At 47.7% G+C, this 20,048-nt stretch carries 18 protein-coding genes; 12 read left to right on the plus strand and 6 right to left on the minus strand.

Annotated elements, in window-relative coordinates; translation table 11 throughout:
- Positions 1-16: 16 nt before the first annotated feature.
- The 3 genes from BUA12_RS13025 to BUA12_RS05215 are packed head-to-tail and all read right to left on the minus strand — an operon-like array spanning position 17 to position 3,926.
- Entirely contained in the window at positions 17-163 is a 147-nt protein-coding gene (locus BUA12_RS13025; protein WP_178138227.1) for a hypothetical protein, read from the minus strand.
- Between the two features lie 24 nt (positions 164-187).
- Positions 188-1,858, minus strand: a complete 1,671-nt coding sequence (locus tag BUA12_RS05210; RefSeq protein ID WP_072709125.1) for a hydantoinase B/oxoprolinase family protein — start codon at positions 1,856-1,858, stop codon at positions 188-190.
- Complete coding sequence (locus tag BUA12_RS05215; protein WP_072709127.1) at positions 1,851-3,926, minus strand: hydantoinase/oxoprolinase family protein; 2,076 nt, start codon at positions 3,924-3,926, stop codon at positions 1,851-1,853. The genes BUA12_RS05210 and BUA12_RS05215 overlap by 8 nt, the downstream gene beginning before the upstream one ends.
- Before the next feature lie 175 nt (positions 3,927-4,101).
- On the opposite strand from BUA12_RS05215, the gene BUA12_RS05220 reads away from it, so the two are divergent.
- Positions 4,102-5,145, plus strand: a complete 1,044-nt coding sequence (locus BUA12_RS05220) for a M20/M25/M40 family metallo-hydrolase (protein ID WP_245772758.1) — start codon at positions 4,102-4,104, stop codon at positions 5,143-5,145.
- Positions 5,142-5,444, plus strand: a complete 303-nt coding sequence (locus tag BUA12_RS13185; protein ID WP_331463068.1) for a hypothetical protein — start codon at positions 5,142-5,144, stop codon at positions 5,442-5,444. The genes BUA12_RS05220 and BUA12_RS13185 overlap by 4 nt, the downstream gene beginning before the upstream one ends.
- A gap of 89 nt (positions 5,445-5,533) precedes the next feature.
- On the opposite strand, the gene BUA12_RS05225 is transcribed toward BUA12_RS13185, so the two are convergent.
- Positions 5,534-6,202: a type 1 glutamine amidotransferase domain-containing protein gene (locus BUA12_RS05225; RefSeq protein WP_072709495.1), complete on the minus strand. Its 669-nt coding sequence runs from the start codon at positions 6,200-6,202 to the stop codon at positions 5,534-5,536.
- Positions 6,203-6,361: 159 nt separating this feature from the next.
- Here BUA12_RS05225 and BUA12_RS05230 point away from each other — a divergent pair, with 159 nt between their 5' ends.
- From BUA12_RS05230 to arsC, 3 genes are read left to right on the plus strand one after another with little or no spacing between them, the layout of a single operon-like run.
- Positions 6,362-6,682, plus strand: coding sequence for an ArsR/SmtB family transcription factor (locus BUA12_RS05230; protein ID WP_072709129.1), 321 nt, complete (start codon positions 6,362-6,364; stop codon positions 6,680-6,682).
- Positions 6,679-7,968 (plus strand): arsenite efflux transporter membrane subunit ArsB, encoded by a 1,290-nt coding sequence (gene arsB, locus BUA12_RS05235; RefSeq protein ID WP_072709131.1) that lies wholly within the window; start codon positions 6,679-6,681, stop codon positions 7,966-7,968. The genes BUA12_RS05230 and arsB overlap by 4 nt, the downstream gene beginning before the upstream one ends.
- 15 nt (positions 7,969-7,983) lie before the next feature.
- Complete coding sequence (gene arsC, locus BUA12_RS05240) at positions 7,984-8,382, plus strand: arsenate reductase (thioredoxin) (RefSeq protein ID WP_072709133.1); 399 nt, start codon at positions 7,984-7,986, stop codon at positions 8,380-8,382.
- Between the two features lie 49 nt (positions 8,383-8,431).
- Here the strand turns inward: arsC and BUA12_RS05245 are convergent, their stop codons facing one another.
- A complete protein-coding gene (locus BUA12_RS05245) occupies positions 8,432-10,213 on the minus strand; it encodes an SLC13 family permease (RefSeq protein ID WP_072709135.1) in 1,782 nt (593 codons plus the stop codon).
- Between the two features lie 269 nt (positions 10,214-10,482).
- Here BUA12_RS05245 and BUA12_RS05250 point away from each other — a divergent pair, with 269 nt between their 5' ends.
- The 7 genes from BUA12_RS05250 to nrdG all read left to right on the plus strand — a co-directional run bounded on the left by BUA12_RS05250 (position 10,483) and on the right by nrdG (position 19,264).
- A complete protein-coding gene (locus BUA12_RS05250) occupies positions 10,483-11,196 on the plus strand; it encodes a type 1 glutamine amidotransferase (RefSeq protein ID WP_072709137.1) in 714 nt (237 codons plus the stop codon).
- A 179-nt stretch (positions 11,197-11,375) separates the two neighbouring features.
- On the plus strand, positions 11,376-11,885 hold the full coding sequence (locus BUA12_RS05255) for a CueP family metal-binding protein (RefSeq protein ID WP_072709139.1): 510 nt from the start codon (positions 11,376-11,378) through the stop codon (positions 11,883-11,885).
- Positions 11,886-12,177: 292 nt separating this feature from the next.
- The gene (locus tag BUA12_RS05260) at positions 12,178-14,016 is read left to right on the plus strand and encodes a heavy metal translocating P-type ATPase (protein ID WP_072709141.1); all 1,839 of its coding nucleotides are present in this window, start codon (positions 12,178-12,180) and stop codon (positions 14,014-14,016) included.
- 150 nt (positions 14,017-14,166) lie between these two features.
- The gene (locus BUA12_RS05265; protein WP_072709143.1) at positions 14,167-15,168 is read left to right on the plus strand and encodes an FUSC family protein; all 1,002 of its coding nucleotides are present in this window, start codon (positions 14,167-14,169) and stop codon (positions 15,166-15,168) included.
- Positions 15,169-15,317: 149 nt separating this feature from the next.
- Positions 15,318-16,739 (plus strand): pyridoxal phosphate-dependent decarboxylase family protein, encoded by a 1,422-nt coding sequence (locus BUA12_RS05270; protein ID WP_143146094.1) that lies wholly within the window; start codon positions 15,318-15,320, stop codon positions 16,737-16,739.
- 144 nt (positions 16,740-16,883) lie between these two features.
- Positions 16,884-18,734: an anaerobic ribonucleoside-triphosphate reductase gene (gene nrdD / locus BUA12_RS05275; protein WP_072709145.1), complete on the plus strand. Its 1,851-nt coding sequence runs from the start codon at positions 16,884-16,886 to the stop codon at positions 18,732-18,734.
- The gene (nrdG, locus tag BUA12_RS05280) at positions 18,731-19,264 is read left to right on the plus strand and encodes an anaerobic ribonucleoside-triphosphate reductase activating protein (RefSeq protein WP_072709147.1); all 534 of its coding nucleotides are present in this window, start codon (positions 18,731-18,733) and stop codon (positions 19,262-19,264) included. The genes nrdD and nrdG overlap by 4 nt, the downstream gene beginning before the upstream one ends.
- A gap of 58 nt (positions 19,265-19,322) precedes the next feature.
- Here the strand turns inward: nrdG and BUA12_RS05285 are convergent, their stop codons facing one another.
- Positions 19,323-20,030 (minus strand): ferredoxin reductase domain-containing protein, encoded by a 708-nt coding sequence (locus tag BUA12_RS05285; protein WP_072709149.1) that lies wholly within the window; start codon positions 20,028-20,030, stop codon positions 19,323-19,325.
- Between the last annotated feature and the right edge of the window lie 18 nt (positions 20,031-20,048).

Here is a 20,048-nt window from a genome sequence, read left to right on the forward strand (position 1 = left end):
TTCCTCCCATGTTCACTTATATTGTTAATAATGCCTGCCATAAAAATACATACAACAGGGCAATGCCGTGGATGAGTAATGCGAGTCCAATTACTTTACCAGCGGGTGACTTGACTGTGTCCATTTCATCAAAGTATTCAGGTTTATGTTCATATTTTTCCATAGCTCAGCACCCCTTAATATTTGATCATTTTTTATAGTAATAATCATTTTCGGCTTGTTCTTTTGAGATGAAACCGAGTAAGATATCTCTTTCGATGGCATCCTTGTTTCTTTCTTTCGGGTCACCGTAACCACCGCCCCCGGCAGTCTGTAATCGGATTGAGTCCCCTTTTTGAACATTTCTCGTCTCTTTCGATTTAATTTTTATTTCCTCGCCGTCACTTGTGAAGAGTGTGCATAGTGAAGTCTGCCCACCTTTGCCTTCGAAGAGCCCCCATGGTTTATGTTTGGCACGATCAGCGGTCAGAGTAAATGAAAACCCGTCTTCCAACAGTTCTATTTCACGTTGCAGGCCTGAACCGCCCCGATATCTGCCCGGACCTCCGCTGCCATCAATGTAACAGTAGTTTTTAACACTGAAGGGGAAGCTCTGTTCGATGACTTCGACAGGTGTGTTCAATGTGTTAGTCATATTCGTGTGCACGCCGTCCATCCCGTCGATATCATCGAGTGCCCCCTGTCCTCCACCGTATGTTTCCACGTAGGAGAAGTATTTCTCTTCTTCCTGGTTGTATCCGCCGATTGAGAAGCCTGTCATCGTACCAGAGCAAGCAGCCATCGAACGCTCAGGCAGTACCTCCGCCATTGCACCGAAGATAGTGTCCGCAATTCTCTGGGATGTATTCAGGTTGGCATTTGAAACAGGAGCGGGGAATTTAGGATTGACGATTGTGCCCTCGGGGGCTATTATATTAAGACATTTGTAAGTACCTGCATTCGGAGGCACATCCGGTTCAAGAAGAGATTTGACTGCATAATAAACACATGCGCTAGTCACTCCGATGGTTGAATTCATCGGGCCTGTCGTCTGTGGGTTTGACCCTGTGAAATCTACTGTGACTTCGTCCCCGTGCACTATGACCTTCGTCTTCACGATGATTTCATCTTCGGTGATACCGTCGCCTTCAAGGATATCCTCAAATGAGTACTCCCCATTGGGCACTTCCTTCACGGCAGCGCGCATGCGTCTGTCTGAGTAATTGATGATTTCTTCCATGCTGTTGAAAATATGTTCAAGCGAGTATTTATCAATCAGGTCTTTCAGGCGTTGCTCTGCAACGGAGTTTGCGGCGAGCTGGGCATATATGTCGCCAAGTACCTCATCGCCGGTACGTACGTTGGATTTGAGCAGGCGGATGATCTCAGAATCGAGTTTGCCTTCCTTACGTACCCGAACGCCTGAGAGACGCAGCCCCTCCTGGAATATTTCCGTCGCTTTCACCGACATACTTCCGGGCGCAAGGCCGCCGACATCCACATGGTGGGCCACATTCGAAGCGATCGCAATCAGTTCCCCTTCGTGGAATATCGGACTGATCATGAATATGTCAGGGAGATGCGACCCACTGATGTAAGGGTCGTTGATAAGGATAGCATCGCCCGGCTTCAAACTTTCTTCCGGGTACATCTTGAGTACTTCTTTTACTACTGAAGGCATAAGACCGAGGTGAAGCGGGACATGTTCCGCCTGCGCTACCAGTTCGCCTTTTTTAGTATAGAGTGCCGTTGAACAGTCTACACGGTCTTTTATATTTGTGGAAAGTGCAGTTTTGATGAGTGTGACACCCATTTCTTCAGCGATTGTGTAAAATGAGTTCTTCATGACTTCCAAAGTGATTCCATCTATTTTAGTCATCAATGGCATCCTCCTTATCTTCCGCAGTGGCATTTTCAATTATCAGGTTGCCGAAACTGTCCACCCGCACCCTTTGACCGGGATAGATGACAGCAGTGGAGTCCAGCTGTTCAATGATCGCCGGGCCTTCGAATTCATAGTTCATATACAAGTTGGGGCGCTGATAAATTTTAGTTTCATGAAACTCTCCGTCAAAATAAACATAGCGGGTCGTGTACTCTACTTCCGCCCCACTTCCTTCTTCGAGCTTCCTGCTTTCAAGCTTCTCAATCAGTCCGAAAGAAGAAACCCTGATATTGACCGTCTCAAGACTTTCTTCCCTGCGGCTGAAACCATATATTTTCTCATGGATGTCGTGGAAGTCCTGTATCGTTTTATCGAGTACATCGGCGTTCACTTCCACGCTTGCCAATTCAACATTGATATCATATGCCTGACCGACATATCGAAGGTCAATGCTGTGGTTGATCTGTGTATGTTTGTCATCGAATCCCTGTTGCTTCAAGGCAGATCGTGCATCGTCTTCAAGCACTTTCAAAGACTGTTGCAGCTTTTCATAATCGATATTGGTCGTAGTGGAGATGAATGCACTGACATAGTCATGGCGGACATCGGCAATCAACATGCCTGCAGCACAGTTGATGCCCGGGCTCGGAGGCACAATGACATTCTTGCTTTCGAGTTCATGTGCGATATCAACGGCATGAAGTGGGCCTGCCCCACCGAATGCAAGGAGTGAGAAATCTCGTGTATCATGCCCCTTTTCCACTGATACGACACGTATTCCTCTCACCATATTCGCATTGACGACCTTCAGTATACCTTCAGCGGCTTCTTCGACCGACAGACTGAGAGGTTCTGCAATTTTCTCTTTGACGATTTTCCTTGCCCCTTCCAGGTTCATCTTCATTTTGCCACCGAGGATGGAATCGGGATTCAGTCTGCCTAGTATCGCATTGGCATCGGAAACGGTCGGCTCCGTGCCACCCTTGTCATAGCAGACAGGGCCGGGGTCTGCACCTGCGCTGTGAGGGCCGACCCTCAACGCCCCGCCAGAATCAATCCATGCGATACTGCCGCCTCCGGAACCGATGGTGTGCATCTCGACCATGGGAACATTGATTGGGAAATTGTTGATTTGGCTGTTGGTCGTATATTGCGGCTCGCCATTTTCAATCAATGCAGCATCAAGGCTTGTACCTCCCATATCGATGGTGATTAAATTGCCTATGTCGGTCTGGAAGGCAATATCCGTGCCGGCTATAACTCCGCCGGCGGGTCCTGAGAGAACGGTTCTCACCGGTTGTTCAACAGCAGTATCCGTAGTTATGATGCCGCCGTTGCTCTGCATGATGTAAAGACTACTCTTAACCCCATAATCTTCCAATGAATTTTCCAAGTCCCTCAGATAGAAATTCATTTTCGGCATGACGTATCCATTGACGGCGACTGTACTTGTCCGTTCGAATTCCTTGATCTCAGGCAGTATTTCAGCTGAAATTGTAATGGATAATTCCGGAAATGCCTCCCTCAGCATCTCTTTCAATTTCACTTCGTTGTCCTTGTTTAGGAACGAGTTAATGAGGCAGATGACCAGGGATTCTATTTCCTCCTTTTTTATCATTTCAGCCAGTACATTGATGTCTTTCCTGTCGAAGTCTTTGATGACTTCACCTCGGGCATTGACCCTCTCATCAATCTCCCATCTTAAATCCCTCGGAATCAGGGGTTTCGGCCGACGTGCTCTGAAATTGTACAAATCAGGGCGTGTCTGGCGTCCGATTTCTAAAATGTCTCTGAACCCTTTTGTAGTGATCAGTGCAGTTTTTGCACCCTTACGTTCAAGCAGTGTATTCGTGGCAACTGTGGAGCCATGGGTGAAAAAAGTTATATCACCCGCGGAAATACTATTTTCTGATAAGATTTGTCTCACTCCATCCATAACTCCGATGGCACTATTGTGTGGTGTGGAGGGGACTTTTGTAACCGTGATATCACCGGTGCCTTCAGCAAGCAATGCGACATCGGTGAAAGTTCCCCCTGTATCGACGCCTATTCTATATTTCATGAAGCTCCTCCTTTTAGTTTCAACTGAATATTCATAATTCATGAAAAACATACCATTTTAAATACTTTAAGTAAAATACATGTCTGATTTTAAAAATCAAGTTCAAGGTATAAATGAACTCATTATTAGTGATAATATGATGCATAAGAACGCATGACAGTGACAGGGGGATATTATGGACTACAAAGCGATCATCAATCAGCACAAAGAAAGCTATCTTGAAGAATTGTTTGAAGTCATCAGGCAGAAGAGCATCAGCGCTGAAAATGTCGGCATCGAGGCATGTGCGGAACTGGTGGGTGAAAAGATGGCGGCGGCGGGTGTCCGGCACGTGGAAATTATCAAGGGCGATCATCATCCGGTCGTATACGGCGAACACATCGTCTCAGAAGATGCGATGACGCTTCTGATCTACGGCCATTATGACGTACAGCCGCCGGATCCTCTGGAAGAATGGGATTCCGAGCCGTTTGAACCGACGATCCGGGACGGAAGGATTTACGCCCGTGGGGTCGGTGACAATAAAGGACAGTTCATGGCGCAGCTCCTCGCCTTCAAGACTTATATGACAGCACATGGAAATCTGCCCATCAACATCAAATTCCTGATCGAAGGTGAGGAGGAAATCGGCAGTAGGAATCTCGAGCCCTTCATCCGCACCCATAAAGATAAACTGAAGGCGGACCTTGTCTATACTTCCGACGGGCCGATGCTGTCGAACGGGCACCCTTACATACTGCTTGGTGTAAGAGGCATGCTGTATGTGGAGTTGAATGCCGAAGGTTCCGCTTTCGACAACCATTCAGGCAATAAAGGTAACATCGCCCGGAATCCCGTTTGGGAACTTGTGCACCTGCTGGGGACTATGAAAGATTCGGCCGGCCGGACTCTGATCGAAGGTTTCTACGATGAAGTGAAGCCGCCGACTGATCTTGAAAAGGAATTGTTGATGCAGCTCCCGTTCCACCTCGAAGAAATAAGAAGGGACATCGGTGATGATACACTTGAGATGACGAAAGAAGAGTATTACCGCAAACTCTGTTTTGAGCCCACTCTGAATATTTCAGGGCTGGTCAGCGGATACGGCGGCGAGGGAGCAAAGACGATCATCCCTTCCACTGCGAAACTGAAGCTGGACATGCGCCTTGTGATGGATCAGGACCCTGAAAAGATATATCAATCATTGGAAGATCACATTGAGGCACACGCCCCCACGTGACGATGAAACGCGTCGGCATGATGTTCCCATCCAGGACATCGGCAGAGCATCCTTTCATTGAACCTTTGCGGCAGGCCGTGGAAGAAGGTTTTGGCAGAAAAGCGTATATCCAGCCCAGCATGGGCGGCAGTCTGCCGGATGCAGTGTGGACAAAGGTGCTCGGTGCGCCTTCTGTGGTGGTCCCCTATGCCAATGCCGACGAAGCGAATCATTCACCGAATGAAAACCTCGTCATTGAAAATTTTTATGACGGCATTGCAAGCACTTGCCTCGTGATTGATGCGTTGAGTGGACAGTGATGAAGGCTGGACGGCCCATTCAGCCAGGCCGGCCTTCAAAAAACTGAAAATAAAAGGCGTATGGACATGTCCATACGCCTTTTTAATATTTAATTTAATTTATTTATGACCGCTTCTGCGACCGCCTGGGAGGAAGCGGGGTTTTGTCCAGTGACGAATTTGCCGCTCGACACCACATTCTCCTCCATCGAAGTGCCGACGACAAATCCGGCACCATTGGACTCGAGCTTGGACTGGAGCAGGAAGGGCATCTCTTCCGTCAGGTTCATGGCTTCTTCCTCAGCATTGGTGAAGCCGGTCAATTTGATGCCGTCCACGAGATATTTGCCATCTTTCGTCTTGGCATCGGCGAATGCCGCCGGGCCGTGGCATACGGCACTGATGACTCTGCCGTCATCTTTATAGTAGGCGATGATGTTCTGAATATCCGGGTCACCCGGGAAGTCAAACATCGCACCGTGGCCGCCCGCAAAGAATATGGCATCATAGCCTTCATAAACGATGTCCCTGATACGCTGAGTGTTCTGAAGTATTTTGGTCACTTCGGTGAACTTCTCATCATCATTGCCGTTCTCTATGGAATTCGGATCTATCGGCACACTGCCGCCCTTCGGCGAAGCGATATCGACCTTGAAACCGGCACCTTGAAATGCAATATAAGGCTCTGCTGCTTCGGACAACCATACGCCAGTCGGTTTATCCTGATCTCCAGCGATTGTATCATGACTTGTAACCACTATAAGTACAGATTTACTCATATAGATATCCACTCTCCTTTCCATTGGTTTACCCTAAAGATGAATTCAATAATCTTATATTATCGATTAACCCGTAATGAAACGTACTAAAAAACCCTAAATCTATATAGACAATTGACTATATAGATGTTAATCTATATAGAGTTGGGAGAGGATGAAATGACATATGAAAAATTAAGTAACTTATTAAAGGTGATTGCTGATCCAAGCCGGTTGGAAATTTTAGATTTGTTATCCTGCGGAGAATTGTGCGCCTGCGATCTGTTGGAGCACTTTGATTTTTCCCAGCCTACATTGAGCCATCATATGAAGGTTCTGAAAGACACCGGACTTATAGTCTACAGGAAGGATGGCAACAAGAAGATGTATCAATTGAATAATGAGGTATTGAAGGAAGCCGGAACATATATCGGGCTGATCGCCCGTGATAATGAGGCATGTGTGTGCAAATCGATGGGCAAGGGTGAGTGTGTGTCATGACGGTGCTTGCGATACTGATATTCATTGCAACTTTGATATTCATCATCTGGCAGCCGAGGGGGCTTGATATCGGCATTACGGCAACCATCGGGGCTGCCCTCGCGATCATAACCGGGGTCGTATCATTCAGTGATGTCGTGGAAGTGGCGGATATAGTATGGAATGCCACATTGACTTTCGTAGCTGTCATCATCATCTCTTTGATTTTGGATGAAATCGGCTTCTTCGAATGGTCCGCAAGGCACATGGTCAAGGCGAGTAAAGGCAACGGGATCAAAATGTTCATATACATATCTTTGCTGGGCGCGGTAGTTGCAGCATTCTTTGCCAATGACGGTGCCGCACTGATTCTTACTCCAATCGTCCTTGCAATGGTGCGGAATCTGAAGTTCGAGGAACAAGTGGTCTTCCCCTTCGTCCTTGCGAGCGGGTTCATCGCGGATACGACTTCACTGCCTTTGATCGTAAGTAATCTGGTCAATATCGTCTCGGCGGACTTCTTCAATATCGGGTTTTTGGAATACCTGACCCGGATGTTCATACCGAATATATTCTCATTGATTGCGAGCATCGTCGTCCTGCTGATATACTTCAGGAATTCCATACCGAGGAAGTTTGACGAAGGGAAACTTGCAGAACCGTCGGAAGCGATCAAAGATTTGAAGCTGTTCAGGATATCCTGGTTTATTTTGGCGATACTGCTTGTCGGGTATTTGGCAAGTGAATTCGTGGCCGTTCCTGTTTCATTCATTGCAGGAAGCATCGCCATCGTCTTTTTGCTCCTGGCAAGAAAGTCGACGGCTGTCAACACAAGTGCCGTCATCAAGGGCGCACCGTGGAACATCGTCATCTTCTCCCTGGGCATGTATGTCGTCGTTTTCGGTTTAAGGAATGCCGGGATCACCGACCTGCTTGCTGATGTACTGGTCTATGTGGCCGGTCAAGGGTTATTTGCAGCAGTCATGGGTATGGGCTTCATAGCGGCGATATTGTCCTCCGTCATGAATAACATGCCGACGGTGATGATTGATGCCATAGCGATAGAACAATCCGGTGTCGAAGGCATACTGAAAGAGGGATTGATTTATGCGAATATCGTCGGGGCCGACCTGGGCCCGAAAATCACACCGATAGGCTCGCTTGCGACGCTGCTTTGGCTGCATGTGCTGACACAGAAAGGCATGAAGATTTCGTGGGGTGTCTACTTCAAGGTGGGGATCGTCATCACGATACCTGTACTGATATTCACCCTGCTTGGATTGTATTTGACACTGCTTTTAATTTAAATGGAGGTGCTTCAGTTGGATAAAAAAGTGATATATTTCATATGTACAGGCAATTCGTGCCGTTCGCAGATGGCTGAGGGCTGGGGGAAGGAGATACTCGGCGGGGGCTTCGAGGTTTATTCCGCCGGTATAGAGACGCACGGGGTGAACCCGAAGGCGATTGACGCCATGAAGGAAGTGGACATCGATATATCCTCCCAGACATCGGACCTGATCGACGGAGATATTTTAAAACGTTCGGATTTTGTGGTGACGTTGTGCAGTGATGCAGATGAAAATTGTCCGGTCATCCCCCATGGTGTGGCAAAAGAACACTGGCCATTCGATGACCCTGCAGGAAAAGAATGGGCCGAATTTCAAAGGGTCAGAGATGAAATCGGTGAAAGAATCAGGGACTTTAAAAGGACTTTCTAATGAAAGTCCTTTTTTTATATATTGATTCTGTTGAGTATCGGTCATCTGCCTAGTACCAGACCAGATAAACGATGGTTGAGGTCATGGCCATGGTCAACAATACGAGCGGGGCCCCCACTTTTATATAGTCACTGAACTTATAACCGCCGGGGCCGTAGACGATCAGGTTCGTCTGATAGCCGATGGGTGTGATGAAACTGCATGAAGCAGCTATGGCAATGGTGATGATGAGCCCCATATAATCCACGTCCAGCTGGCTGGCTATTTCAAATGCTATCGGGAACATGAGGACAGCCGCCGCACTGTTGGTGATCAGTTCCGTAAATATATTGGTTGCCAGATAAACGATGAATATGATGCCCAGTATACCCAGTGGCTGTGCGAAACGCACCATGTTTTCAGCGAGGAACAGTGCCAGTCCGGACTGCGTCATTGCCGCCCCGATCCCAAAGGCGCTGGCAATCAGTAAGATGACATCGAATTGGATATAGCTCAACGTTTCCTGCCAGTTGATCAGTCTTGTTACGAACAGCAGAATCACTGCAATCAGCATCGCTTCGAACATCGACAGGAACCCGAGCGTCACAGAGAGTATCATCACGAGCAGCAGCCCCAATGCCAGAAAGCCTTTCAAATTGCTCTGTATCAAAGTTTCCGGCGGATTCACCGTGGAGACGACATAAAAATTCTGTGAATGCTGGTGCTCCTGGACGAAACTGTCTTCGGCGAGGAGCAGCAAAGTGTCACCCGGCTTCAGCATGATATCTCCGACCCGGCTCGTGATACGCTGATTATTCCTGTGGACGGCGATCACTCCGGCATTATACCTCGATCTGAACTCCGCACTCCTGATCGTTTTATTGACGAGGGAGGAGTTGTGTGAAATGACAGCTTCGACGAGATGATGATTCTCATCCTGAAGGACTTCCAGGCTTTCATTGGTGCCCGTTTCCAGTGAAATGCCCTTTAATTTTTCAACTTCCGCTATTCTGTTGAGTGTGGCAGAGAAAATCAGGTTGTCGCCTTCTTTAATATATGTTTCAGCCCTGACAGGAAAAATGCGTGTGCCGTCTTCCCGTATGATTTCGATGATATAAATTCCCTTCAAGGAATTCTTTGAAGCGTTTATGATCGTCTGATTGAGGTGTTCAAACCGCTGACCTATGGTCGCTTCCGCCAAAAATTCCTTTGCTTCTTTACGTATGGTATCTTCCGCTCCCAGGGTGTTCGGCAGAATTTTATGGCCGATGGTCAGAATATAAATCAGCCCGGCAATGGTTATCGGCAATCCGACGACCGTCAAAGTGAAGAATGAAAAACCTTCCACTCCCGCATTGATCAACAGCCCGTTGACGATGAGGTTGGTGGAAGTGCCGATCATAGTGATCGTCCCGCCCAAAATTGTGGCATATGAAAGGGGGATCAAAATTTTAGACGGGGAGAAGCCGTTGTCCCGTGCCCAGTCCCTCAGGATTGGAGTCAGTGTCACAACTATGGGTGTGTTGTTCAAAAAACCGGAAGCGATTGAGATGGGTGCCAGTAATTTCACCATCGACAGACGCAGCGATGTGGTCTTCCCGAGTATGCCGTATATGAAGTTCTCAATGATTCCATGCTTTTGTATCGCACCAGCCACGATGAACAGCAGCAGGACAGTGAGCATCCCCTCATTTGAAAAGCCGCTCAAAGCCTGTTCTGTCGTTATCACCCCGCTGAGCAGAAATATGACGAGGAATATGAATATGATGAAATCGGCCCTGATCACTTCAAAGAGCAGTAAAGTGAGCATCAGCACAATCATTCCGGCTACAAAAACCATTTCCAAAGTCATGACTCCACCCCCCTCTCCGAAGTATAAAATGTTATGCATATTTTAGCATATAAATACGACAAGTTGCATTTTATTCAAAATGATCAGAATAAATTCCAATGTTTACTTCAGCCATGGATAGTTAATGTGTTATATATGTAAGTGATAATGGAATATCAAGCTTGATCTGTAATATTGACCACATAATCCATTTGTACTATAGTGTGTCGTATCGAATGAAAATCGAGTGATTTCCAAGGAGGAGTTATATTAGAAAAGGAGGCATTTAAATGATCATACAAGTGATTCAGCATGACCCGCTTTTACCGTTGGGTTATATAGAAGACTGGGCAAATGAAAATCATTATGAAGTCAACACTGCCAGAATTTATGAGGGTGACCCGCTGCCGGTGGATGAGCAATTTGATCTGCTTGTTGTACTGGGCGGCCGGCAGACGGCATATGAAACTGATAACTACCCTTTTGTGGTCGAAGAAGCAGAATGGTTAAGGAAGCTCGTGGAGGAGAAGAAGAGCATACTGGCAATTTGTCTGGGCTCGCAGATCCTGTCGATGGCACTCGGCGGAGAAGTCCGGAGAATGGCGCATATGGAAATCGGCTGGCATACCATATATGAGGTGGAAGAGGCCAGACAGCATCCATTGCTTCAGGGACTGCCGGGTGAAATACGTCTGTTCCAGCACCACCAGGATTTCTTTTCAATTCCGGAGCGGGCTGAAAAAGTGTATTACAATCAAAACTGCAACAACCAGGGTTATGTTGTGAACGACAATATCCTGGCGGTGCAGTTCCATCCGGAAATCACTCCGGTGGGCATTGAAGAGTTTTTGGCGAAAGACCAGATTTATGAACCTGAAGAAGAGGTGCTCGTCCAGACGGAGAAGCAGATCATCAATGATGAAAAATTTGCCGATGGACGCGAATACCTGTACAGACTGATGGATAACTACAAAGCTGTGATCAGGCAACCACATGAGGTTTAATATAAATGAAGAAAAGCTGAGCCCCTTTTGAGGCGCCCGGTTTTTTTTAATCCACCGATAATCAGGAAAGAAAATGTTCACAGAAACGAATGTTCATCTAAATGTTATAATATAAACTTTTTTATTGAAAAGCCCCTGATATAATTACGGTAAATGAAAATACGGGGAGTCATGTCATTATGAAGATATTATTAATGCCTCTGCTGCTTCTGGTCATGGTCACGGCCGGATGTTCAGATGATTCATCTGCTGAAAACAGTGCAGAGGATGTTAAAGCATATGTTTCAGAGCTGAGTGGTTCAAACGAGGCGGAAGCTGCTTCAATCGATCACGAAAAATTGTATGTGGAAGATGCGGGTGTTGAAACTTTTCATGAATTGCCGGAAGACGAGTTTTTTGTATCTTTCGCCCCCTACCTGACCACCACGCACCCATGTGAAGTGCATAGTCTGACCGGATGCCAGGGGGAGATGGTCGAGGAGGACATCGACGTTAAAATCGTTGACGGAGACGGGACAGTCCACCTGGATGAGACGATCACCACAATGGAAAACGGCTTTGTTGATCTTTGGCTGCCGAGGGATGAAAAGTATACCATGACGATTGATTATCAGGGCAAGTCTCTGGAGTCGGAATTCTCCACTTATGCGGGCGACAGCACTTGCCTGACTGAGTTGCAATTGAAATAATATTTCAAAAGACCGGATTTTAAACCGGTCTTTTTTTATTGTGAAAATCAGGATTTACTATAGTTTAAAATGATACTCATCTTCATTCATTGTTACCAAATACGTTGTTTTCTCCATGATATAAAATTACATCTATATGGTATAATTGCGGTAAAGGAAGAACGGCCTACATTTTAATAAAGGTGGGATTATTATCAACATTTTAAAGTGGGGAAACAATCACAGGGAACTCACCAATACGATCATCAGTGGTATTTTAATTGTCCTGGGTTTGATTTTCACGTGGAACAATATGGAGATCACCGCATCTTTAATATACATCGTGGCATTTCTGACCGGGGGTTACTACAGTGCGAAGTCCGGCCTGGTTGAACTTTTCCGTGATAAGCACCTGAATGTGGACGTTCTGATGATACTTGCTGCCGTCGGTGCTTCCCTGATCGGTTATTGGATGGAAGCTGCATTGCTGATCTTCATATTTTCCCTTGCCGGATCTATGGAGGTCATGGCACGTGAAAGGAGCCGCAATGCGATTTCCGAGCTGATGAACCTGACACCGGAAGAAGCCCGCAGGTATAAATCAAACGGTGAAATAGAAGTTATTCCGACCAGGAAACTGAAAATAGGGGATGTTCTGCAGGTGCCCCGCGGTGCGACGATACCTATAGACGGCACCCTGGCAACGGACTTCGGTGTGATCAACGAAGCGAGTGTGACCGGCGAGTCGGTCCCTGTCGAGAAAAATTCAGGTTCGGAAGTGATTGGCGGCACCATCAACGCCGGTGAACTGATCGACATCGAAGTGACAGTGGAGGATGAAGATACTTTATTTTCGAAGATCATTCGGCTTGTTGATGAAGCGCAGTCAAGGCCTTCGAAAACTGCAAGTTTCATAGAGGGGATAGAAGACACTTACGTAAAAGCCGTCTTGATCGGCGTCCCCCTCTTCATACTCGCCGTGTATTTCCTGCTTGGATGGTCGATGGAAGAATCATTCTACAGGGGGATGGTCCTGCTCACGGTCGCTTCACCATGTGCATTGGTCGCCAGTGCAACCCCCGCCACGCTTTCCGGCATCAGCAGGGCGGCAAAAAAGGGCATGGTCTTCAAAGGTGGTCAGGCGATAGATAATGTGAACCAGTTGAAAGCCATCATCTTCGACAAGACCGGAACGCTTACCGTAGGGAAGCCGGAAGTCGTGGATGCTGCGTATGCCAGTGAAGATGTGAAAGATGAAGTGGATGAAATGGTGAAAGCGGCCGAGTTCGGTTCCACCCACCCCATTGCGAGTGCGATTCTCAGGCACCTGCATGAAACGCCGAAAATAGAAGTGGGTAATATTGCCGATATAACGGGTAAAGGATTTGAAATCACCCATGAAGGTGACACATGGAAGATCGGTAAAAGAACTTACGCGACCGAAGGTGCGAGTCTCAACCAGGAAATTTCAAACAAGACAGAGCTACTTGAACAACAGGGCAACACGGTGATATTCGTCTCAAGGAATGACGAAGTCCTTGCTTACTACTCCCTGGAAGACCGGCTCAAGCCGGAAAGCCGGATGGCAATCGAGCGGCTGAACGGAATGGGGATACAGACCATCATGGTCAGCGGGGACAATCAGAGGACGGCCGAATATATTGCCGCCAAGGTGGGCATCAGGGAAGTTCATGCGAATCACATGCCTGACGAAAAAACGGAACGGCTGGAAGAGTTGCGTGAAAAATACGGCGCAATCGGTATGGTCGGGGACGGAATCAACGATGCCCCCGCCCTTGCACTTGCCGATGTCGGTTTTGCGATGGGAAGCGGTACGGATATAGCGATGGAAACCGCAGATGTCGTGCTGGTCCAGGATGATCTGAAGCAGATTCCATTTGCTCTCGGCTTGTCACGGAAGATGAAGAATATCATCATCTTCAACATCATCTTTGCCCTCACTGTCGTCGTCCTCCTGATTCTGGCGAACATCTTCCAGGTCATAAACCTGCCGATGGGTGTCCTCGGTCATGAGGGCTCCACGATACTTGTCATACTGAATGGACTGAGACTCCTGAATTATAAGGATCACCTCGGAAAGGAAAGTGTGGACGATCTCAGTGCCGCCGGACAATTAAAGACGGATTCATGACGGTCGGTACGGAGGAGAAGGTGAGCCGCGTGATGTGGATTCATCATTTAAGACTGAGCCCCGTGCTTGGTCTTTTTTTGTTGAAGTTCATCAAAAGCTGAATGTTTGGTAGGATTATATTAAGAATTCATTCAGAAAGAAGTCGATGGTATGTTTCAATTCAGAAAAATATTCGGCGAAAGAATCATAAAAACAGGAATTTCAACATTCATCACCGCGTTGCTCTGTATATGGCTGGGTCTGTCGCCGATATTTGCGGTGATCACTGCAATCGTCACCATTGAGCCTACAGCGAAAGCCTCTTTGAAAAAGGCGTACGTGCGTTTTCCGGCTTCAGTGATCGGTGCATTCATAGCAGTGGTGTCCCTGTACTTCTTCGGAGAGACTGCTCTGACATATTCACTGGCTGCCACGCTGACAATATTGATTACATACCGGCTCAAACTTCATGACGGCGTTTTGGTTGCAGCGATCACTGCTGTGGCAATGATACCTTCAGTCCAGGATGACTATCTCTATCATTTCCTCACAAGGCTGGCAACGACCACGATCGGCCTGACGACAAGTACGGTGATCAATTATCTGATCCTGCCGCCGAAGTATGTGGAGAGGATAAAAGAACTGGCCACGTTTTCAAAAAAGGAAATTCAGCAATTGTTCCAGAGACGTGTGAAAGAATTGATGGACGGGAAGCTGCAGTCCGCAAGGTCTGATAAAAGATATAAGGAGATTCAGAAGACGATGACGCAGGCCGAACAGCTGTTGGAATACCAGCAGGATGAATACAGCTATCATCGTTCCAAAGATGAAGGGTTAAGGCATCTGAATGAGATTCAAAAAGAGCTGCAGTTCATCAAAATTTATCTCACGTATGTCGGAAACCTCATATATATCCCCCGTGACTTGGAATTGGAATTCAATTCCAAGGAGCTGGGAATACTTGAGAAGGTTCTGCCTCTGATCAAAGAGGATATGTCAGGGCTCGATATCGAGCACCCTGTACTCGAAGAACTGAGCGAATGCATCCAGGAGCTGGATGAGGAGGAAGTGTACAAGTCCCATCTGCTCAATGAAATCATCATCCTTTTCAGGACCCTGATCAGTCACGACAGGACGACGGAAGTGACGAATGAAAAAGAAGATCGGGCATAGACTGTCCGGCTGTCATGGCCGGGCAGTTTTTTTATTGGAATCCGGGCATCTTGCTGGTTTCCCGCCTGGAATCTTCCCCGCTCCACCGATTTTTATTCTTAATTTTCACTGGTTGTGATAAATTTAAAATATAATAAGGAGTGATTTCAATGGTCATGGAATTTAGGGAGAAAGATCTGGATCTGCAGAATATCATATCGGACGAGGTCAACAAGTATTTGAAAAGGGATCTCGGCATGATGGCTGCAACGAAGCGGGCCCCGCAGCAGCTGATCGATAAATATGAAAAGATGGAAGTGCCGGAAAAGGGCCGGGACATATATGACATCATGAACGAGCTGGACAATGAAATCCTGGAATATATCCACCGCGGCAACCATCCACGCTCATTTTCATTCATCCCGGGCCCGGGTTCGAGGTTATCGTGGCTCGGTGACATCCTGACCACCGCAAATAACATCCATGCATCCAACTTCAAGAATGCGACACTGCCCATCAGCATCGAGCGGAATCTGGTCAATTATTTTGCCGGGAAGCTGGGCTTTGAAATAAAACCGGCAGGCGGGGTCTTCGTCTCCGGCGGATCAATGGCGAATCTCACGGCAGTCGTCACTGCGCGGGATGAAAAGATCGCTACTAAGGAAGTGTATCGAGCGGTCGTCTACATATCGGATCAGGTGCATCATTCATTAAGCAAGGCGTTCCATATGGCGGGCATCCCGAAGGAGAATGTGAGAAGGATATCGGTGGACGCGGAATTCAAGATGGATTTGAAAGCGTTGGCGGAGACCGTCAAAAAAGATACCGAAGCGGGCATGAAGCCGATTCTTGCGGTGGGTACGGCAGGGACGACGAACACCGGGGCGGTGGATGATATCAACGGCATGGCGGACATCTGTGAGGCGAACGATCTCTGGCTGCACATAGACGGGGCCTACGGGCTGTCCCATCTGCTTTCGACGAAGGGACGTGACCTCTTTCCCGGCATCGAGCGTGCCGACAGTGTCAGCTGGGATGCACATAAGTTGCTGTTCCAGACATACAGCTGTGCAATGGTCATCGTGAAGGAGAAGCAGCACCTGCTGAACAGTTTCAGTGAACAGGCGGAGTATCTGGATGACATTCAAAGTGACGATGATGTGATCGATCCCGAAATGATCGGTATGGAGCTCACCCGCCCTGCCCGGGCGGTGAAGCTCTGGATCACACTCCAGGTGCTGGGCGAAGAACAGTACAGGGCACGGATCGATTACGGTCAGCGTCTTGCCGAGTACACCGCTGAGATTGTGGAAGAGATGGAAAATTGGAAAATCATCTCCCGTCCGAGCCTTTCAATCCTCAGCTTCAAATATATCCATCCGAACTTGAGCGAAGCCGAAAACAATAAAGTGCTCTCCAATGCGGCACAGCGCATGGCGGCCTCCGGTTATGCCGTCACTTATACGACGGAGCTGAACCGCCAGAAAGTGATCCGTATGTGTACGATCAACCCGGAAACGACGAAGGAAGATATCATGGGGACTCTGAACCGTCTGGATGGATTTGTTAAGGATGAGATTGAAGGACTCTAGAAATCGGTGCCCCCTGTCACAATTGCCACAATTGGATGCATAAAATGACGTTTGTATGAATACTGTGCCAAAACGCTCTAAGGTTCTATATATTGTGTTATCTTCATAACCAAAGACTATATATAGTGCTTTAGGAGGATGGAAATGCAAACATTGGAAAAGAACTTGGACAGTCTCATCACATATGAACCCGAAGTTGTGAATGAAAATGCCAATAAGGACAGCCGCACATTCAATACTTTCAGGGACCTGACCGCGGGCATCGTGGCGAAAGCGTATGCCCTTAAAAAACTGCTGCCGAAACATATTGCCGATGCGCATCAAAGCGGTGACATCCATTTTCATGATCTGGATTACCACCCCTTCCAGGCGATGACGAACTGCTGTCTGATTGATATTGAAGGAATGCTTTCCGAAGGATTCCAGATGGGGAATGCGAAAGTCACATCACCTAAATCGGTCCAGACGGCAGCCGCCCAGATCGTCCAGATCATCGCTAACGTCTCAAGCAGCCAGTATGGCGGGGTCACTGTGGACCGTTTCGACGAGACGCTGGGTAAATATGCCCGCCTGAATGAGGAAAAGCACAGGAAAATCGCCGAAGAATTCGTGCGGCCTGAAAAGCTGGCGCAGTACGTGAGTGAGCGTGTGGAAAAAGATATCGGAGACGCTGTGCAGAGTTTCGAGTATGAAATCAACACGCTCTATACATCAAACGGTCAGACACCGTTCGTCACGATCGGTTTCGGCCTCGGGACGGACATCTACAGCAGGATGGTGCAAAAAGCAGTGCTCAATACCAGAATTGAAGGTCTTGGAACCGAGAAATTCACAGCCATATTCCCAAAACTTGTGTTTGCCTTGAAGAAAGGTGTGAACTTTTCCCCTGAAGACACCAACTACGACATCAAGCAGCTGGCTCTGGAGTGTTCATCAAAACGCATGTATCCGGATGTGCTGAATTACGATAAGATCGTCGAGCTTCTGGGGGACTTCAAAACACCGATGGGCTGCCGTTCCTTCCTGCCACAGTGGACGGATCCAACGACCGGGGAGAGTGTCAATGAAGGCCGTGCAAATCTCGGGGTCGTCACATTGAACCTGCCGAGAATTTCACTGGAATCGGCAGGCAGGAAAGAAGTATTCTGGAAGACCTTCCATCAGAAGATGAATCTCATGCACGATGCACTCGCCTTCAGACTGAAGCGGCTGGAAGATGTCGTGAGTGACAACGGGCCGATCCTCTATAAGAGTGGTGCCTTCGGAAAGAGGCTGGGAGCGGGCGCAAGTGTGATGTCTTTATTTAAAAACAGGCGCTGTACATTATCGATGGGCTATATCGGTCTGTACGAAACTGCAACTTCTTTTTACGGCCCTGACTGGGAGATGAATCCTGAAGCTAAGGCGTTCACTTTGGAAATACTGGAGGAGATGAAGAAATATCAGCTGGAGTGGACGGAGCGCCATGATGTATTCTTCAGCATTTACGCCACACCGAGTGAGTCCCTGACAGACCGCTTCTGCAGGCTGGATCTTGAAAGGTTCGGAGAGGTGAAGGATATCACTGATAAAGGATATTATATGAACTCATTCCATTATGATGTGAGGAAAGATGTCACCCCGTTTGAAAAGATTGATTTCGAACAGGATTATCCGCATCTGGCAGGCGGCGGGTTCATCCATTACTGCGAATACCCGAAGATGACACATAACCTGAAAGCGCTGGAAGCCGTATGGGACTATGCTTATGACAAAGTTGGTTACCTCGGCACCAACACACCGATCGACCGTTGTTACGACTGCGGATTCGAAGGAGATTTCGAAACGACTGAAATGGGTTTCAAGTGTCCGGAATGCGGTAATCAGGATCCGGAAACCGTGGATGTCGTCAAACGGACGTGCGGTTATCTGGGGAACCCTGTCGTCCGGCCGACGATCAAAGGGCGTCACAAAGAGATCAGTGCGAGGGTGAAGCATATGGGGCGTCCGGAATGAGTGCACTGAAAATTTATGAAGGCCGCCGTCATATCGCCAAAGTGGAACCCAGGACCTTTGTCGATGGCGAAGGTGTCAGATGCAGCATCTATTTATCCGGGTGCCCGTTCGATTGTCCAGGATGCTACAACCTTGCTGCCCAGAACTTCACTTATGGCGGCGTCTGTACCGATGAAGTGATTGAGGAGATCATCTTGAACTGTGAAGCGGAGTATGTGAGCGGGCTGAGCATACTCGGCGGGGAGCCGTTCTGCAATTTAAGGCTGGCGGAGGAGATTGTAGTGCGTTTCAGGGCGCGCTTCGGTAATGCAAAGACGGTATGGGTCTGGAGCGGATTTGTTTTTGAGTATTTGAAAAACGATGAGAGAAGAAGAAGGCTGCTGCGCGAAACAGATGTCCTGGTCGACGGACCGTTCATGCAGAAACTGTACCGTCCGAATCTCGCCTTCAGGGGCTCACTGAACCAGAGGATCATAGATGTCGGAAGGTCCCTGCAGGAGACAAGGACTGTTTATTTAAGTGATGAATGAAGAATCGCACCTGCGCCCTTCCGGGCGCAGGTGCGATGTATTAATCAGGGACTTGTCATCAACAGTATTCGATCATTGCCCGCTTCCTGTCTTCATGCTTATCGAGCATGATCTGTTCCGATCTTATCCCTGCATCGCACAGTAATTTGATGTTTTGTGAGAGGAATTCATCACTGCCGACGATATAGTAGAGTCCATCTTTATCTTCTGCAAGTGTTTTGACACGGTCATAGTATCCGGTACGGTTATCATAAAACTCGGAAAAGAAGCGCTTATTTTCATCCTGAACGAAAAAATCAGGGTATAAATAGTCTTTCGATGAATCGATGTTCACCGAGTGCACTTTGTCCACCTTCCCGGGATTGTTGAAAAAGTCCAGTACAAGCGGTCTGAAGGTTGCAAGGCCGACACCTGAAGACAGCAGGTAGACAGGCCTCCCTTCCCTTCTCAGCGGTACATTGGAATGGGTCTTGAACAGAGCCACGGAACCGCCGACAGGCAAATCGTCCAAACGCTGCTTGAATTCGGAACACTCTTTTCTGATTCGTGTGGTGATTCCTATCATATTTTCACCCGGCAGTGTACAAATAGACATATGACGGATGAGTGTCCTGTCCGGTCTTTCCCCTGCATTGAAACCTTCCAGAGCTAAATGGGTGTGTGCGCCCTCTTCCCAGGTGAAATCTTCGGGACACTCCAATACATAAGTTTTTGTTTCCGGTGTCTCTTCTATGACATCAGCAATTTTGGTCCAGTAGATTTTCATTTATATTATGCTCCCCAT

This window comes from Lacicoccus alkaliphilus DSM 16010 (assembly GCF_900142805.1).
GTDB classification, from domain to species: domain Bacteria; phylum Bacillota; class Bacilli; order Staphylococcales; family Salinicoccaceae; genus Lacicoccus; species Lacicoccus alkaliphilus.

What these genes read in the sequence shown, in the direction of transcription:
- BUA12_RS13025 (WP_178138227.1), bottom strand. Translation starts at nt 163, where the DNA reads ATGGAAAAATATGAACATAAACCTGAATACTTTGATGAAATGGACACA.
- BUA12_RS05210 (WP_072709125.1), bottom strand. Translation starts at nt 1,858, where the DNA reads ATGACTAAAATAGATGGAATCACTTTGGAAGTCATGAAGAACTCATTT.
- BUA12_RS05215 (WP_072709127.1), bottom strand. Translation starts at nt 3,926, where the DNA reads ATGAAATATAGAATAGGCGTCGATACAGGGGGAACTTTCACCGATGTC.
- BUA12_RS05220 (WP_245772758.1), top strand. Translation starts at nt 4,102, where the DNA reads ATGGACTACAAAGCGATCATCAATCAGCACAAAGAAAGCTATCTTGAA.
- BUA12_RS05225 (WP_072709495.1), bottom strand. Translation starts at nt 6,202, where the DNA reads ATGAGTAAATCTGTACTTATAGTGGTTACAAGTCATGATACAATCGCT.
- BUA12_RS05230 (WP_072709129.1), top strand. Translation starts at nt 6,362, where the DNA reads ATGACATATGAAAAATTAAGTAACTTATTAAAGGTGATTGCTGATCCA.
- arsB (WP_072709131.1), top strand. Translation starts at nt 6,679, where the DNA reads ATGACGGTGCTTGCGATACTGATATTCATTGCAACTTTGATATTCATC.
- BUA12_RS05245 (WP_072709135.1), bottom strand. Translation starts at nt 10,213, where the DNA reads ATGACTTTGGAAATGGTTTTTGTAGCCGGAATGATTGTGCTGATGCTC.
- BUA12_RS05250 (WP_072709137.1), top strand. Translation starts at nt 10,483, where the DNA reads ATGATCATACAAGTGATTCAGCATGACCCGCTTTTACCGTTGGGTTAT.
- BUA12_RS05255 (WP_072709139.1), top strand. Translation starts at nt 11,376, where the DNA reads ATGAAGATATTATTAATGCCTCTGCTGCTTCTGGTCATGGTCACGGCC.
- BUA12_RS05260 (WP_072709141.1), top strand. Translation starts at nt 12,178, where the DNA reads ATGGAGATCACCGCATCTTTAATATACATCGTGGCATTTCTGACCGGG.
- BUA12_RS05265 (WP_072709143.1), top strand. Translation starts at nt 14,167, where the DNA reads ATGTTTCAATTCAGAAAAATATTCGGCGAAAGAATCATAAAAACAGGA.
- BUA12_RS05270 (WP_143146094.1), top strand. Translation starts at nt 15,318, where the DNA reads ATGGTCATGGAATTTAGGGAGAAAGATCTGGATCTGCAGAATATCATA.
- nrdD (WP_072709145.1), top strand. Translation starts at nt 16,884, where the DNA reads ATGCAAACATTGGAAAAGAACTTGGACAGTCTCATCACATATGAACCC.
- nrdG (WP_072709147.1), top strand. Translation starts at nt 18,731, where the DNA reads ATGAGTGCACTGAAAATTTATGAAGGCCGCCGTCATATCGCCAAAGTG.
- BUA12_RS05285 (WP_072709149.1), bottom strand. Translation starts at nt 20,030, where the DNA reads ATGAAAATCTACTGGACCAAAATTGCTGATGTCATAGAAGAGACACCG.